The organism is Methylobacterium sp. CCH7-A2, assembly GCF_001557075.1.
Taxonomy (GTDB): domain Bacteria; phylum Pseudomonadota; class Alphaproteobacteria; order Rhizobiales; family Beijerinckiaceae; genus Allobosea; species Allobosea massiliensis.
In genome coordinates, this window is sequence record NZ_LSKN01000095.1 from 1 (window position 1) to 15,458 (window position 15,458).

The window sequence follows — 15,458 nt, forward strand, 5'->3', positions numbered from 1 at the left end:
CTCGCCTCATCGGTGCAATGTGACCGAAGCTGCAGCGAGATTGCGTCAGACCCAATCTTCAAGGCGGCCTGATAGATCTGCTGCGCGCGCTGGTGGTCGCCGAGCTGATCGGCGACGGTGCCCTGGGCGGAGAGGATGCGCCAGTCCGGCCGCTCCGGCGAATGGGCGCGCGACAGCACCTCGTCGGCCTCCTTCAGCCGGCCGTTATCCGCCAGCGAACGGCCATAGGCGCCGAGCAGCTCGCGATCATTGGTATGGGTCAGCACCGCACTCTGGAGCACGGCCAATGCCTGGGCGTTTTGGTCGAGCGCGCGCAGGGCACGGGCATAGTAGAAGGCGGCGTCTCGATCCTTGCGATTGGCTTCGTAGCGCTTGCCCCAGCGCTCGCTTTCGGCATGCCAATCCGAGGGGGTACGGGGCTGCGTCTGGCTGCTGCCGATCGAACCCGTGATGTCGCCGAGGCCGCCCTTGCTCTGGCAGCCGGCCAGAGCCAGCCCGGCGAGGCACAGGGCGAGGCCCAGAACGGGGCGAGAGAGTGTGCGCGCGCGAGCGGGATGCGGCGCCGCGACCTTGGGGACATAAGCTGACAGATGACTGGACAACATGGGTCTCACCGCTCGCCACCATGGCCGATGTGGTCGATCCGGTGATAAAACGTTAACCCTAACGCATCCTTAACCGGCCCCTTTCCGCTCTCTCAGGTATCTTGCGCGTGAACAGCCTCGTTTCCACGGCGTCCTCCGGCGCCATTCCCCTGCATTGCGTCACGAAGGCTGGGCTGCGGACCCTGCTCGCCGATCTCGCCCCGGAGGCCCGCCGTTTCGCCGAAACCCAGGGCTTCGCGGCCCAGCCGGGTCAGCATGTCCTGCTGCCGGATGCGACGGGGGCTGTTGCGGCCGTGCTGCTCGGGGTGGAGGGCCCCGAGGCGCGCCGCCGTGATCCTTTCGCACCCGGCCGACTCGCCGCGCTGCTGCCGGCGGGCGACTACGTCCTGTCGGGTGAGACCGGGGACCCGGAACTGGCGGCGCTAGGCTGGCTGCTGCAGGGCTATCGCTTTGATCGCTACCGCAAGTCCCCACCGCCTGCCGCCCGGCTCGTCCTGCCCGAGGGGGTTGATGGCGCAGAGCTCGTTCGTACCGCCGAAGCGGTCGCTCTGGCGCGCGATCTCGTCAACACCCCGGCCAACGACATGGGACCGGCCGAGATCGAGGCCGCGATCCGCGCCCTGGCGGAGGAAACCGGCGCGGTGGTCACCGCGATCGTGGGGGATGATCTTCTCGCCCGCAATTTCCCGATGATCCACGCCGTCGGCCGCGCGTCCCCGCGGCTGCCGCGTCTGATCGACCTGGTCTGGGGCGATCCCGGCCACCCCCTTGTCACGCTGGTCGGCAAGGGCGTCGCCTTCGATACGGGCGGGCTCGATCTCAAGCCCTCCGCTGGCATGTTGCTGATGAAGAAGGACATGGGCGGCGCCGCCGCGGCCATTGCCGCCGCGCGCATGATCATGCTGGCGAAGCTGCCGGTGCGGCTGCGCCTGCTGGTCCCCGCGGTCGAGAACGCCGTGGCCGGCGCGTCCTTCCGTCCGGGTGATGTGCTGACGAGCCGCAAGGGGCTCAGCGTCGAGATCGGCAACACCGACGCCGAAGGCCGCCTGATCCTGGCCGATGCCCTTGCCCTGGCCGATGAGGAGGCTCCCGAACTCCTGATCGACTTCGCCACGCTGACCGGCGCGGCCCGCACCGCGCTCGGCCCCGAATTGCCGCCCTTCTACACCCATGACGATGGGCTCGCTTCCGAGATCGCCCGGCTGGGGCAGGCGGTGAACGACCCCGTCTGGCGGATGCCGCTCTGGCCGCCCTATGAGCGCATGCTCGACTCGCGCGTGGCCGATCTCAACAACGTCTCCGGCGGCAGTTTCGCCGGTTCGGTCACGGCGGCGCTCTTCCTCAACCGTTTCGTGGAGAAATGCCCATCCTACGCGCATTTCGACATTTACGCCTGGAATCCATCCGCGAAGCCCGGCCGGCCGGAGGGCGGGGAGTGCCAGGCCGCGCGTCTGGTCTATGCGCTGGTCAAGCAGCTGCACCCGCCCGGTTAAGCCTGTCGGCAGAACCCCGTTGCACCGCAGCGAAGGCGAGGTAATGATCCGGCTCCGTAACGATCGCGACGGTTCCGAGACATGCCGCTGGAGATCAGGCCGTCCCAGGCCCTCAGATTGTGGCGCCAGGTCCATCTCGACCTGGTGCGCGACGGCGAATCCGATCTCTCGGCGCGCCAGACGGCGATCCTGCTGACGATCTATCTGGAACTGCCGCCGCATACCGTGCGCGGGCTCGCTGCCCAGCTCGGCGTGACCAAGCCGGTCATCACCAGAGCCCTGGACACGATGGGAAAGCTCGGGCTGGTGACGCGCCGGCGCGACGAGGCCGACCGCCGCAACGTTGTGATCCAGCGCACCGTCGCCGGCGCGCTGGCCGTCGAGCGCCTCGCCGACCGCATCGTCGAGCGCACGCGCGAGATCGGCGCGGCCTGAGCGTTTCCGGCGCCGCACTGCGGCGATAGAGTGTCGCGATGACCGCGATTCTCGACCGCCGCCTGACCCCCGCCCGTCCCGATCTCGCCGCCCGCCACCTGATCGGGCAGGTCGAGGCCCGCGTCTTCGTCGATCCCGAGCCGATGCGCGTGGTCGCGCCGTCGGCGCCGCTGCGGCGCGAGCCGCGGCCGGATGCGCCGCTCGACACCGAAGCGCTCTGTGGCGAGGCGGTCGACGTCTACGAGCGCTTCGAGGGCTGGGCCTGGGTTCAGCTCCGTACGGACGGCTATGTCGGCTACCTGCCGGACGATGCGCTGCGGCCGGATGCGCTCGCGCCCACCCACCGCGTCCGGGCGCTGCGGACCTTCGTCTATCCCGGCCCGTCGATGAAGCTGCCGCCGCTGGCGGCGCTTTCGCTGGGCGCCGGTGTCGCCGTGTCCGGCGAGAGCGGCGAGTTCCTGACGCTGTCGGAATTCGGGCGCTACGCCACCGGCTTCGTCTTCGCGCCGCATCTGGCGGCGCTGGAGACGCCGGAGCCCGACTTCGTCTCCGTGGCCGAGCTTTGCCTGAACGCGCCCTATCTCTGGGGTGGCAAGACCAGCCTCGGCCTCGACTGCTCCGGGCTGACGCAGCTCGCCCTCGCCGCCGCCGGCATCGCCTCGCCCCGCGATTCGGACATGCTGGAGCGCGAGATCGGCGAGCCCGTGCCCTTTGACGAGGGCCTGCAGGGCCTGCGGCGCGGCGACCTCGTCTTCTGGAAGGGCCATGTCGGCATCCTGACCGACCCCGACACATTGCTGCACGCGACCGCCTATTCGATGACGGTGATGAGCGAGCCGCTGCGCGCGGCCCGCGATCGGATCCAGGCCAAGAGCTTCGGCGCGATCACGAGCATCCGGCGGATCGGCTAGCCCAGCCCCTTCAGACGATACAGCGCCTCCAGCGCCTCGCGTGGCGTCATCTCGTCGAGGTCGAGTCCGTCGAGGGCCAGCCGTAGCGGGTCCTCCGCCGGCAGGACGGGCGGCGCGGCCGCGCGGCGCTGGGGCGCCGCGAAGAGCGGCAAATCGTCGACCAGCGAGGCGACCGGCTTCTCCCGCTCGCTCTTCTCCAGTTCGCCGAGGATGGTCCGGGCGCGCTCGACCACGGCGGGGGGCAGCCCGGCGAGCTTGGCGACCTGGATGCCGTAGGAGCGGTCGGCCGCACCCGGCACGACCTCGTGCAGGAAGACGACCTCGCCCTTCCACTCGGTGACGCGGACGGTCGCGTTGCTGACCCGCTCCAGCCGGTCGGCCAGGGCCGTCAGCTCATGGTAATGCGTCGCGAACAGGCCCCGGCAGCGATTGACCTCGTGCAGATGCTCGATCGCGGCCCAGGCGATCGAGAGCCCGTCAAAGGTCGCTGTGCCGCGCCCGATCTCGTCGAGAATGACCAGGGCGCGCGGCCCCGCCTGGTTGAGGATCGCGGCGGTCTCGACCATCTCGACCATGAAGGTCGAGCGCCCGCGGGCGAGGTCGTCGGCGGCGCCGACGCGCGAGAACAGCCGGTCGACGATGCCGATCCGCGCGCTCGTCGCCGGAACGAATGCTCCCATCTGCGCCAGCACCGCGATCAGCGCATTCTGCCGCAGGAAGGTCGATTTACCCGCCATGTTCGGGCCGGTGATCAGGCAGATGCGGCCGCCCTTCGCACCGTCGCCCGGCGGGGAGAGGTCCGTCTCGTTGGCGACGAAGGGCTTGCCGTCGCGCTTCAGCGCCGCCTCGACCACCGGATGCCGGCCGCCTGCGATGGTGAAGGCCTCGCTGGCATCGACCAGGGGCCGGACCCAGCCCTCCCGCGCCGCCAGTTCGGCGAGCCCCGCGGCGACGTCGATTTCCGCGAGCGCCGCCGCCGCGCGCTTGATCGGCTCCACCTGGGCCAGCACCGCCTCGCTGAGCGCGGCGAAGATGCCGAGTTCGAGCTTCAGCGCGCGGTCGGCCGCCGAGGCGATCTTGGCCTCCAGTCCGCCGAGCTCGACGGAGGAGAAGCGCATCGCGTCCGACATGGTCTGGCGGTGCACGAAGATCGCCCGCCACGGCTCCTTCAGGAAATCCTCGCCGACGGCCTGCGGCACCTCGACGAAATAGCCGAGCATGGCGTTGTGCTTGATGCGCAGCGTCCGGCACCCGGTCTCGGCCGCATAGCGCGCCTGCAGCTGCGCGATCACCTTGCGCGAATCGACCTGCAGGAGGCGCAGCTCGTCCAGCGCCGGGTCATGGCCCTCCCGGACGAAGCGCCCGTCGCGCCGGTTGAGCGGCAGTTCCTCGGCCAGCGTCGCGTCCAGCCGCGCCGGCAGGTCGGGGTCGATCTCGGACAGGGCGCGCGAGGCCTTCGACAATTCGGCCGGCAGGGCCGCCCGGTCGAGCAGCATGGCGACGATCGCCCGTGCCGCAGTCAGCCCCGCGCCAAGCGCGGCGAGGTCGCGCGGGCCGCCGCGGTCGAGCGCGAGCCGTGCCAGCGCCCGGGCGATGTCGGGCACGCGGGCGAGCGCGGCCTGGAGGTCCTCGCGCAGCGCGCCGTCGGCCACGAGCGCCGCCACCGCATCATGGCGCGCCGCGATCGCCTGCGGGTCGGTCAGCGGCCCGGCCAGGCGCTCGGCCAGGAGCCGTGCCCCGCCGGGCGTGACCGTGCGGTCGATCGCGGCAAGCAGGCTGCCGCCGCGCTCGCCCGCGAGCGTGCGCGTCAGTTCGAGATTGGCCCGCGTCGCCGCATCGATCAGCATCGTGTCCGAGCCGGTATCGCGCACCGGCGGCGAAAGCGGCGGGCGGGCGCCGAACTGCGTCCGCTCGACATAGGCCAGCGCCGCGCCGGCCGCCGCGATCTCGGCCCGGCTGAAGGCGCCGAAGGCGTCGAGCGTCGCGACCCCGAAGAACTCCCTGAGCCGCCGCTCCGCCGAGGCGGCGTCGAGCCCCTCGCGGGCCAGCGGCGTCACCGGCAGCCCCAGTTCGCGCCAGAAGCCCTGCAGGGCGGGATCGTCATGGATCGCATCGGGACAGACGATCTCGCGCGGCTCGAGCCGCGCGAATTCGATCGCGAGGCGTTCCTGCGGCGCCTCCATCACGCTGAAGCGCCCGGTCGAGATGTCGATCGCGGCGATTCCGTAGAGCGCGCTGGCATCGCCGAGCTTCCGCCGGGCGACGGCGACCAGCAGGCTGGCCCGACCGGGCTCGAGCAGGCGTTCCTCGGTGATGGTGCCGGGCGTGACGAGGCGCACCACGTCGCGCCGCACCACGGATTTCGGCCCGCGCTTCTTGGCTTCCGCCGGATCCTCGATCTGCTCGCAGACGGCGACGCGGTGCCCGGCCGCGATCAGCCGCTGCAGATAGTCGTCGGCGCGCTCGACGGGCACGCCGCACATCGGGATGTCGTCGCCCTGATGCTTGCCGCGCTTGGTCAGCACGATGCCGAGCGTCCGCGACGCGATCTCGGCATCCGTAAAGAACAGCTCGTAGAAATCGCCCATCCGGTAGAACAGCAGGCAGTCCGGATTGGCGGCCTTGATCTCGATGTACTGCGCCATCATCGGCGTGACGCGTGCGCTCTCGTCCCGGCCGCCGGCGGCGGGCGTCATGGCGGCCGAAGGCCTTTTGGCCTCGTCGGCGAGGGAAGCGCTGGATGGGAGCATCGCGCGAAACGCTAGCGTTTCGGCCCCGACTTGCAACCCATCCGCGGCCGGGCAAGGGACGCGGCCCGGTTTTTGATGTGGATGCGGCGCTTCCGCGACCGCGCCGCAACAAGGTTCAGGATTCGTTAGCAGCAAACACAGTAGAAGAAGCCGTGCCGATCTCAGCCGCAGCAGGCAAGGCGATATGCTACTGGAACTGACCAGGGGTCTGGGTTACCTCATCGTGGCGGCTGTGCTGGTGCCGCTTGCGACGCAGCGGCTCGGCAGCCATCACCGGCTCAGACAGGCCATCATCGGCTTGATCATCGCCGCCGGCGGCAGTGCCAGCATGTTCGATCCCATCGTGGTCGAGCCCGGCATCCTGCTGGATTTCCGCAACATCGCCGCGGTGCTGGCGGGCCCGCTCGGCGGGCCGATCGGCGCGGTCGTGACGGCGGCCGTGCTGGCGGCGGTCCGTGTCTATATCGGCGGGGCGGGCACGGCGGCGGGTGTCGTCGGCCTCGTCCTGTGCGCGACGATCGGTCTGGGTGTTTCGCTCTGGCTCAGGCGTTCGGGCCGAAGCTTCACGATGGCGGGCTTCGTCGCGCTGAGCCTCGTCGCGGCATGGATGCCGATCGCGATGATCCTGGTCTTCGCCGAATTCCCGCGCGCCTGGGACCTCATGAGGGCGATTTCCGGTCCGGCGGCGACGGCGGTGAATGTCGCGGGCGGGCTGCTGATTGGCTTCATCATCAAGAGCGACCATCAGCGCATCGAGGCGATGCTGCGGCTGGAGGCCTGCACCGCCAACATGCCCGGCGTCCTCTACCAGAAGATCCTGCGGCCGGACGGCACGATCCAGCACAAGCTCGCCAATTCCAAGATCGAGCAGTTTCTCGACGTCACGCGCGAGGAGGTCGAGCGCGATCCGGAAAGCTGGCTGCGCTGGATGGTGCCGGAGGATCGCGAGTTCCTGGCCAAGGCCAACGCCGCCGCCGCTGCCGACCGCACGCTCAAGCCCTGGCGTTTCGAGGCACGCCATATCCGGGATGACGGCTCGCTGATCTGGCTGCGCACGGATGCCGCGCCGCGCCGCCTGCCGGACGGCTCGATCTGCTGGGACGGGATCATGACCGACGTCACCGCCGAGCGCACCCTGGCGCAGCAGCGCCACGAGATGGACGAGGACCGCAAGGCCGCCGTCGAGGAACTCGCCGCCCAGCTCGAGGCGAAGGTCGGAAAAGCCCTCCAGGAGGTCGCCTCTTCGGTCCGAGGCATGCACGATGCGGCCAATGCCATGGCCGGCAGCGCCCATAACACCGCCCTGCGCGCGGGCGAAGTGACCCGCGAGGCCGAACTCGCCTCGCGCCGCGTCGGCAGCGTCGCCGTGGCGGCCGAAGAGATCGAGGCCTCGATCCGCGAGCTGACCCGGCAGACCGCCCACGCCGACGAGATGGTGCGCGGCGCCGCCAGCTATGTCCGCACCACCCGGCAGGACGTGGCCGGCCTGGGCGCGGCGGCCGACAAGGTCAGCTCCGTCCTCGACTTCATCGAGGACATCGCGGCCCGCACCAATCTTCTCGCCCTCAACGCCACCATCGAGGCGGCCCGTGCCGGAGCGGCCGGGCGCGGCTTCGCCGTCGTCGCGGGCGAGGTCAAGAACCTCGCCGAGCAGACCCAGAAGGCGACGCGCGACATCGCCGCGACGCTGCAGGACATCCGTGGGGCCGCCGCCACGGCCTCCGACGCCGTCGCTCAAATCGAAGGCACGATGACGGCGATCGAACAGACTTCGGGCGCCATCGCGGGGGTTGTCAGCCGCCAGGCCGACATCGCGACCTCGATCACCATCGATGCACAGGCCGTGGCCGGCAGCACCAGCGCGGTCACCTCAAGCGTCGGATCCGTCGCTGCGGAGGTCTCCGTCACCGGGGATGCGGCCGAGCGCGTGCTCGACGTCGCGCGTCGGGTGGACGACCAGACGGCCTCGCTCGACCGCTATGTCGGCGAGTTCGTCGGCAGCCTGCGCCGCCGCCTCTAGCGGATTGCGGCCGATGTCAGGATCGAGCCCTCGCGCTTCAGCCGCTCAGGAAGCGGCCCCGCGGAAAGCGACGCGATGGCTCTGATCATCGCCCTCGTCGAAAGCCTGTCCTTCATTCTCCTGGCGGCGCTCGCCGTCACGGTCGTGATGGCGCGGGTGGAGCGCTATCCGCGGCTGCGCCCGGTGTTGATCGGCCTGCTCTTCGCGGTGGCCGGCCTCGCCAGCATGATGCACCCCTTCATGATCCTGCCTGGCGTGGCGGTCAGCTCCCGCAACATCGCGGCCCTTCTTGCCGGCGCAGTGGGCGGACCAGTCGGAGCAGTTCTGACACTCGGGCCGCTCTCGGCTTTCCGCTACTTTCAGGGCGGAGCCGGCATGACGATGGGGCTCGTCGGCCTGCTGCTCGCTGCCGCTGCCGGCCTGGCCGTTTATTGGCGCAGGCCGCGCATCGAGCGTCTCGTCGTCAAAGGCGACATCCCTCTGATCGCGCTTGCTTCGGCGGCCGTCCTGATCCCGACGCCACTTCTGCTGCCCGATGCCGACATGGTCTGGCGCGTCATGACGCAGGCCATGCCGCCGACCATGGTGGTCAATGTGGCTGGCGCGACGCTCGGCGCGCTCATCATCCTCATCGACGCCGAGCGCCGCGAAATGGCCTATCGCTTCCGCAATCTCGCGGAGAGGGTCCCCGGCACGCTCTACCAGCGCATCCTCTCGCCCGAGGGGCGGGTCAGTTACCGCTTCGCCTCCTTCCAGCTCGGCGAATTGCTGGGGCTGAAGCAGGAGGAGGTCGAGCGCGACGCGCGCGTCTGGATCGACCGGATGATCCCGGAAGACCGCGCGCGCTTCGAGGAGGCCTGCCGCAACGGCTTCGATCCGAGCGACAACTGGCGCCTGCATCTGCGCTACCACGGGAAGGATGGGCGCATCGTCGCCCTGCGCAGCGAGGCCACGATGCGCAGCCTGCCCGACGGCACCCGCATCTGGGACGGCATCCTGTTCGACGCCACCGACGAATGCAGCCTCGAGGCAAGCCGAGCCGAGATTGAGGCCGCCCGCCGGCGGCAGCTCGACGAACTCGCGGGTCAGCTGGAGGTCACCGTCGGCAAGGCGCTGAGCGAAGTCTCGCAATCCGCCCGCCGCATGCACGAGGCCGCGGGGGCGATGGCGCTGAGCGCCGATGCCACGACGAAGCGTGCGGAAGCCGTAACCCGCGAGGCCGATTCCGCTTCCGCCCGCATCGGCAGTGTCGCAGCGGCGGCCGAGGAGATCGACGCCTCGATCCGGGAGCTGACACGCCAGACGGACCAGGCCGACCAGGCTGCCCATGAGGCCGCGAGCTATGTGCGCGAGACACAGGCTGATGTGGCCGGTCTGAATGCCGCTGCCGACAAGGCCAGCGCGGTTCTCGATTTCATCGAGGACATCGCCGCGCGGACCAATCTTCTCGCTCTCAACGCCACCATCGAGGCCGCCCGCGCCGGGGCCGCCGGCCGCGGCTTCGCCGTCGTCGCCGGGGAGGTCAAGAACCTCGCCGAACAGACCCGGCAGGCGACGCGCGACATTGCCGCCACGCTGCAGGAGGTGCGCTCTGCCGCCGCGACCGCTGCCGGGGCGGTCGCCTTCATGGACCGGACCATGAGCGAGATGCAGCAGAGCTCGGGCGTGCTGGCGCGGGTCGTCAGCCGCCAGGCCGACATTGTCACCACCATCGCCGGGGACGCTCAGGCCGTGGCCCACAGCGCCGTCGCGGTGACCTCCAATGTCGGCTCGGTCGGCGACGAGGCGCGCGTGACCGGCGAGGCCGCCAGGCTGGTCCTCGAGGCGGCCCGGACCGTCGAGGAGCAGACGGGCGCGCTCGACCACTATGTTGGCGATTTCGTCGCCAGCGTCCGCCGCCGGCTCTGACCATCCGCCTTTGCGGCCGAGCCCGTGCCATCCCGGACGGCCCGGAATGGATGAGGCGCGCCGCGTGCGGCTTGTGGCGGGCCGGCCGCTTGCCTATGGTCCGCCTCCCCTGGGAAACGCTCACAAAAAGAACATTCGATGTCCAACCAGCCGCCGATCAAACGCACCCGCCCGACCTTCACCGATCAGGAAGCCCTGCTGTTCCATTCGGAGGGCCGGCCCGGCAAGCTCGAGATCGTGGCCACGGTGCCGATGGCGACGCAGCGCGACCTCTCGCTGGCCTATTCGCCCGGAGTCGCGGTGCCGGTTCTGGCCATCGCCGAAGACCATACGCGCTCCTATGATTACACGGCGCGCGGCAACCTCGTCGCCGTCATCTCCAACGGCACCGCCATCCTCGGCCTCGGCAATCTCGGCGCGCTCGCCTCGAAGCCGGTGATGGAAGGCAAGGCCGTCCTGTTCAAGCGCTTTGCCGATGTCGACTCGATCGATCTCGAGGTCGATACCGAGGATGCCGACAAGTTCATCGAGGCGGTGCGCTATCTCGGCCCCTCCTTCGGCGGCATCAATCTCGAGGACATCAAGGCCCCCGAATGCTTCATGATCGAGCAGCGCCTGCGCGAGCTCATGGACATTCCGGTCTTCCATGACGACCAGCACGGCACCGCGATCATCGCTGCCGCCGGTCTCATCAACGCGCTCGATCTGACGGGCCGCGACGTCAAGACCACCCGTCTCGTCATCAACGGCGCCGGCGCCGCCTCGATCGCCTGCACCGAGCTCCTCAAGGCGATGGGCTTCAAGCCCGACAACGTCATTCTCTGCGACACCAAGGGCGTGATCTATCAGGGTCGCACCGAGGGCATGAACCAGTGGAAATCGGCCCATGCGGCCGTGACCGACCGGCGCACCCTCGCGCAGGCCCTGGACGGGGCTGACGCCTTCTTCGGCCTATCGCAGAAGGGCGCCGTGACGCCCGAGATGGTCGCCTCGATGGCGAAGAACCCGATCATCTTCGCCATGGCCAATCCCGATCCGGAGATCACGCCGGAGCAGGTCCATGCCGTGCGCGACGACGCCATCATGGCCACCGGCCGCTCCGACTATCCCAACCAGGTCAACAACGTCCTCGGCTTCCCCTTCATCTTCCGCGGCGCGCTCGATGTGCGGGCCAAGACCATCAACATGGAGATGAAGATCGCCGCCGCCGAGGCGCTGGCTTCGCTCGCCCGCGAGGACGTGCCCGACGAGGTCGCCGCCGCCTATCAGGGGTCGCGGCCGCGCTACGGCAAGGACTACATCATTCCGGTGCCCTTCGATCCGCGGCTGATCCAGGTCGTGCCGATGGCAGTGGCCAAGGCGGCGATGGAGACCGGCGTCGCCGGCAAGCCGATCGTCGACATGAACGCCTACAAGGCGCAGCTCTCGGCCCGGCGCGACCCTGTCGCCGGGACGCTGAACCGCATCTTCGAGCGCGTCCGGCGCTATCCCAAGCGCGTCGTCTTCGCCGAGGGCGAGGAGGAGCAGGTCATCCGCGCCGCGGTCTCCTTCGTCAATCAGGGGCTCGGCCACGCCATCCTGGTCGGCCGTGAGGAGCGCGTCTTCGAGACCGCGACCTTCCTCGGCATCGATCTCGAGACCAAGGGCATCTCGGTCCAGAACGCGCGGCTGTCCAAGCGCAACACCGCCTATGCGCAGTATCTCTACGAGCGCCTGCAGCGGCAGGGCTATCTCTTCCGCGACTGCCAGCGCCTGATCAACCAGGACCGCAACCATTTCGCAGCCGCTATGGTCGCGCTCGGCGATGCCGATGCGATGGTCACGGGCGTCACCCGCAACTACTCGATCGCGCTGGAGGAGGTCCGCCGCGTCATCGACGAGAAGCCGGGGCACCGCGTGATCGGCGTCTCGATCGTGCTGTCGCGCGAGCGCACGGTGCTGGTCGCCGATACCGCCATCACCGAGATGCCGACGGCGAAGGAACTCTCCGAGATCGCGATCGAGGCCGCGGGCGTGGCGCGGCGCCTCGGCTATGAGCCCAAGGTCGCGATGCTCGCCTTCTCGACCTTCGGCCACCCGGCCGGCGAGCGCTCGGAGAAGGTGCGCGAGGCGGTCAAGCTGCTCGACGCCCAGCGCGTCGATTTCGAATATGATGGCGAAATGGCCGCCGATGTCGCGCTCAACCGCGATCTGATGGCGCAGTACCCGTTCTGCCGCCTGAGCGGGCCGGCGAACGTGCTGATCATGCCGGCGTTCCACTCGGCCTCGATCTCGACAAAGATGCTGCAGGAGCTCGGCGGCTCGACGGTGATCGGCCCGCTGATCGTCGGCCTCGACAAGCCGGTCCAGATCGTTCCGCTCGGCGCCAAGGACAGCGACATCGTCAACATGGCCGCGCTCGCCGCCTTCAACATCGGCGGCTGAGACGTCGGATCAGGAGGCCGCTGCGCGTCTCTTGCGCGTTGCAGCGGCCTTCTTCGCCGAGGCCGAGCGCACCGCGGCGCTGCGTGACGCGGAGGCCTTGCCGCCGCGCTCGCCACCGCGTTTCGCCGCGCTGTGATTGTCCGGCTTGCCGCGCCCCGAGCCGCTCTTGTTGCCGCCGCCGCTCTCCTTGTTGACGGTGGCCCAGGCGCGCCGCTCGGCCTCCTCCTTGTCGACGCCGCGCTCCTCGTAGCTCTCCTCGATATGCTCCGCCTTGCGCTTCTGCTTGTCGGTGTAGGCCGATTTGTCACCGCGTGGCATGGTCCATCTCCCTGCTATCGTCGCGGAACGCCGGGCTGCAACTCCGGTTCCCGTTCATTCTGAGTTCATTCGGCCGCGGCCAGCCTGTCGCCAAAGCCGGAAAACCGGCGGTTGGGGATCGTCGGGTTCGTGCGGGCGGCAGGTGAGACGCCGGGTAGGGTAGCTGTGCCGGGGGACCGGCAGGTGGCGTTGCGCTTCGCGCGGCTCACCGGCGGCTTCTGGCGCGGCGCGCAGGCCGGGCGCGCCTGGTTCTGGTCGCTGCTGCTGGGCTGCGCGATCATCCTCGGCGTCTTTGCCAATGTGACCGTCAATCGCTGGAACGGCTGGTTCTTCGACGCGCTGGAGAAGCGCGACAGCGAGAGCGCCCTGATCGCGGTCGCCGTCTTCCCCGTGCTGGTGCTGATCGTGGCCGGGCTCGGCGTGGTGATCCTGGTCGCACGCGAAACCTTCCAGGTGCATTGGCGGCACTGGGTCACGGCCAAGCTCGCCGACCGCTGGGTCGGCCAGCGCCGCTTCTTCCGCCTGAGCCTGTCCGGCTACGAGCCGGCCAATCCCGAATACCGCATTGCCGACGATGTCCGCTGGGCAACGGAGCCGGTGGTCGATTTTGCCATCGGGCTGCTATCCGCGGTCATCACCATCATTACCTTCATCGAAATCCTCTGGAAGATCGGCGGGGCGCTCACGGTCCAGACCGGGGGCACCACCGTTGTCGTTCCGGCCTATCTCGTTCTGGCGGCGATCATCTATGCCGTCCTGGTCTCTCTGCTCGTCACCATCGTCGGCCGGCGCCTGCCCGGCCTGATCGCGGCGCGCAACGAGGCCGAGGCGCGGCTGCGCTTCTCGCTGATGCGGATCCGCGACCATGGCGAGACGATCGCGCTTTCGCGCACCGAGACGGGCGAGCGCCTCGCCGTGGCGCGGACCTATGACGGGCTCGTCGGCCGCTGGCTCGCCATGATCCGCCAGCGCGGCCGGCTGACCTGGATCACCAATGGCAGCGGCGCGCTCGTGCCGGTGGTGCCATTGCTCCTGGCTGCGCCGAAATATCTCTCCGGCGAGATGTCGCTCGGCGGGGTCGTTCAGGTCGCGGCCGCGTTCGTCGCCGTCCAGAACGCCTTCAACTGGCTGCTCGACAACTTCATGCGCATCGCCGAATGGCTGGCGGCGGCCCGGCGCGTCAACGAACTCGCCGATGCGCTGGAGCGGATCGACGGCGAGCCGCCCGGTGAGCATCTGGCCGTCTCCACGAGCGCGGACGGATCCTTCCGCCTCGACGACATCACCCTGATCGACCGCGACGGACGCACCCTGGTCGCCGACATCACCTGCGCGCTGCCGCCGGGTGCCACCTTGCACGTCTCGGGCGAACTCGGTCTCGGCAAGGCGGCGCTGATCCAGGCCGTGGCCGGGCTCTGGCCCTGGGGGCGTGGCGAGATAGGCCTGCCGTCCAATGCCTTCGTCACCGCTGTGCCGCACAAGCTGCACCTCTCGGAGGGCAGCCTGCGCGCCGTGCTCGAAACCGGCCACAGCCTGCCGGAGGAGCAGCTCCAAGGGGTGCTGCGGCGCTACGGCCTCTCGACGCTCGCTCCCTCGCTGGACGAGACTCGCGACTGGGATCGGGAACTCGCCACCGGCGACCGGCAGCGCCTGGCCCTGGCGCGGGCCGAACTCGAGCAGCCCGACATCATCCTGCTGGACGAGGCCACGAGCGCGTTCGACACCGACGCGGCGCTGGAGCTGCTCGGCCAGCTGCGTGCCGCCCGGCCGGACGCCATCATCATCGCCTTCGGGCAGGGCGCCGGCTTCGCCGAGGTCGCGACCCACCGCCTGCTCCTCAAGCGCGCCGGCGGGGTGGTGCGGATGGCACAGCGCCAGCCGGCCTCCGATAGCGTCGCGCCTTGCGCGGCACCGGTCCATGCCGAACCCGCCGAATGACCCTTCACCGCCCTCTGGAGCCTGAGACGATGACTGCTGCCGCGATGAACATCTGGGACGTCTACTGGGGCCTGCGTGTCGAGCAATGCCCCTGCGACGTGCATTTCGTCGAATGGCTCGAGGAGCTCGGCCTCACCGGCAAACGCGTCTACCACTTCGGGACCGGCGGCCATCACTATGTCGGCATCCGCTGTGCCGAGCCGGAGCTTGACTGCACGGTGCTGGGCATCACCGCCTCGCCCAAGGAATACGACGCCTTCGTCAAACTGGCGACCGGCAACCCGACCATCACCAAGACCTACAGCGCCTATTTCGGCGACATCTACACCAGCAATGCGAAGCTGCTGCCGCGCTTCGACATCGTCACCCTTTTCCATGCCTGCGAGTTCAGGACGGAAGCGAACGATGCCTATGGAGCGCTGACCGACCGCGAGGTGATCGACCTGTTCACGGGCCAGACCGACGCCGGCGGCTACCTGCTGTTCTACACCGGCTCCTTCGCCTATGCGACGGCGGAGCCCATCATCGCCGACTGGGCTAAGACCGCCGCTGTCGAAGAGGTTGCCTCGTTCAAGACGCTGCGGGTGTTCCGCAAGACCGGCTGAGCCACCCCCGCGCCGGGCTCATGGGTCCCATTCGGCAGGCGGTCCCGCCTT

General features: G+C 69.4%; 10 protein-coding genes and 1 pseudogene. 8 read left to right on the forward strand and 3 right to left on the reverse strand.

The features are described 5' to 3' along the window. Positions 1-605 (reverse strand): annotated as a pseudogene (locus AX750_RS07690) (hypothetical protein); the annotation flags it as partial. A gap of 107 nt (positions 606-712) precedes the next feature. Here AX750_RS07690 and AX750_RS07695 point away from each other — a divergent pair. The 3 genes from AX750_RS07695 to AX750_RS07705 all read left to right on the forward strand — a co-directional run bounded on the left by AX750_RS07695 (position 713) and on the right by AX750_RS07705 (position 3,444). Next, a complete protein-coding gene (locus tag AX750_RS07695; protein WP_066719361.1) occupies positions 713-2,098 on the forward strand; it encodes a leucyl aminopeptidase family protein in 1,386 nt (461 codons plus the stop codon). Positions 2,099-2,179: 81 nt separating this feature from the next. Further along, the gene (locus AX750_RS07700; protein ID WP_066734874.1) at positions 2,180-2,533 is read left to right on the forward strand and encodes a MarR family transcriptional regulator; all 354 of its coding nucleotides are present in this window, start codon (positions 2,180-2,182) and stop codon (positions 2,531-2,533) included. Between the two features lie 38 nt (positions 2,534-2,571). Next, positions 2,572-3,444, forward strand: coding sequence for an NlpC/P60 family protein (locus AX750_RS07705; RefSeq protein ID WP_066718173.1), 873 nt, complete (start codon positions 2,572-2,574; stop codon positions 3,442-3,444). Here the strand turns inward: AX750_RS07705 and mutS are convergent. After that, a complete protein-coding gene (gene mutS, locus AX750_RS07710; protein WP_245282339.1) occupies positions 3,441-6,140 on the reverse strand; it encodes a DNA mismatch repair protein MutS in 2,700 nt (899 codons plus the stop codon). The two genes, AX750_RS07705 and mutS, sit on opposite strands and share 4 nt — an antisense overlap. A gap of 238 nt (positions 6,141-6,378) precedes the next feature. Between mutS and AX750_RS07715 the strand changes: the two genes are divergently transcribed. The 3 genes from AX750_RS07715 (at position 6,379) to AX750_RS07725 (ending at position 12,546) form a co-directional block, all read left to right on the forward strand. Beyond that, positions 6,379-8,214 (forward strand): methyl-accepting chemotaxis protein, encoded by a 1,836-nt coding sequence (locus AX750_RS07715; protein WP_066718179.1) that lies wholly within the window; start codon positions 6,379-6,381, stop codon positions 8,212-8,214. Between the two features lie 75 nt (positions 8,215-8,289). Next, on the forward strand, positions 8,290-10,122 hold the full coding sequence (locus AX750_RS07720; protein WP_066718180.1) for a methyl-accepting chemotaxis protein: 1,833 nt from the start codon (positions 8,290-8,292) through the stop codon (positions 10,120-10,122). Between the two features lie 138 nt (positions 10,123-10,260). Continuing rightward, a complete protein-coding gene (locus tag AX750_RS07725) occupies positions 10,261-12,546 on the forward strand; it encodes an NADP-dependent malic enzyme (RefSeq protein WP_066718182.1) in 2,286 nt (761 codons plus the stop codon). A gap of 9 nt (positions 12,547-12,555) precedes the next feature. Here AX750_RS07725 and AX750_RS07730 read toward each other — a convergent pair whose 3' ends face one another. Beyond that, positions 12,556-12,864 carry a plasmid stabilization protein gene (locus AX750_RS07730; RefSeq protein WP_066718184.1) on the reverse strand — a complete coding sequence of 103 codons (309 nt, stop codon included), beginning with the start codon at positions 12,862-12,864 and terminating at the stop codon, positions 12,556-12,558. 183 nt (positions 12,865-13,047) lie between these two features. Here AX750_RS07730 and AX750_RS07735 point away from each other — a divergent pair, with 183 nt between their 5' ends. Both AX750_RS07735 and AX750_RS07740 read left to right on the forward strand, forming a co-directional pair. Continuing rightward, the gene (locus AX750_RS07735) at positions 13,048-14,802 is read left to right on the forward strand and encodes an SbmA/BacA-like family transporter (protein WP_156446449.1); all 1,755 of its coding nucleotides are present in this window, start codon (positions 13,048-13,050) and stop codon (positions 14,800-14,802) included. Positions 14,803-14,831: 29 nt separating this feature from the next. Then, the gene (locus AX750_RS07740; protein ID WP_197426548.1) at positions 14,832-15,407 is read left to right on the forward strand and encodes a hypothetical protein; all 576 of its coding nucleotides are present in this window, start codon (positions 14,832-14,834) and stop codon (positions 15,405-15,407) included. Positions 15,408-15,458 lie beyond the last annotated feature (51 nt).

What these genes read in the sequence shown, in the direction of transcription:
- AX750_RS07700 (WP_066734874.1), top strand. Translation starts at nt 2,180, where the DNA reads ATGCCGCTGGAGATCAGGCCGTCCCAGGCCCTCAGATTGTGGCGCCAG.
- AX750_RS07705 (WP_066718173.1), top strand. Translation starts at nt 2,572, where the DNA reads ATGACCGCGATTCTCGACCGCCGCCTGACCCCCGCCCGTCCCGATCTC.
- mutS (WP_245282339.1), bottom strand. Translation starts at nt 6,140, where the DNA reads ATGACGCCCGCCGCCGGCGGCCGGGACGAGAGCGCACGCGTCACGCCG.
- AX750_RS07715 (WP_066718179.1), top strand. Translation starts at nt 6,379, where the DNA reads ATGCTACTGGAACTGACCAGGGGTCTGGGTTACCTCATCGTGGCGGCT.
- AX750_RS07720 (WP_066718180.1), top strand. Translation starts at nt 8,290, where the DNA reads ATGGCTCTGATCATCGCCCTCGTCGAAAGCCTGTCCTTCATTCTCCTG.
- AX750_RS07725 (WP_066718182.1), top strand. Translation starts at nt 10,261, where the DNA reads ATGTCCAACCAGCCGCCGATCAAACGCACCCGCCCGACCTTCACCGAT.
- AX750_RS07730 (WP_066718184.1), bottom strand. Translation starts at nt 12,864, where the DNA reads ATGCCACGCGGTGACAAATCGGCCTACACCGACAAGCAGAAGCGCAAG.
- AX750_RS07740 (WP_197426548.1), top strand. Translation starts at nt 14,832, where the DNA reads ATGACTGCTGCCGCGATGAACATCTGGGACGTCTACTGGGGCCTGCGT.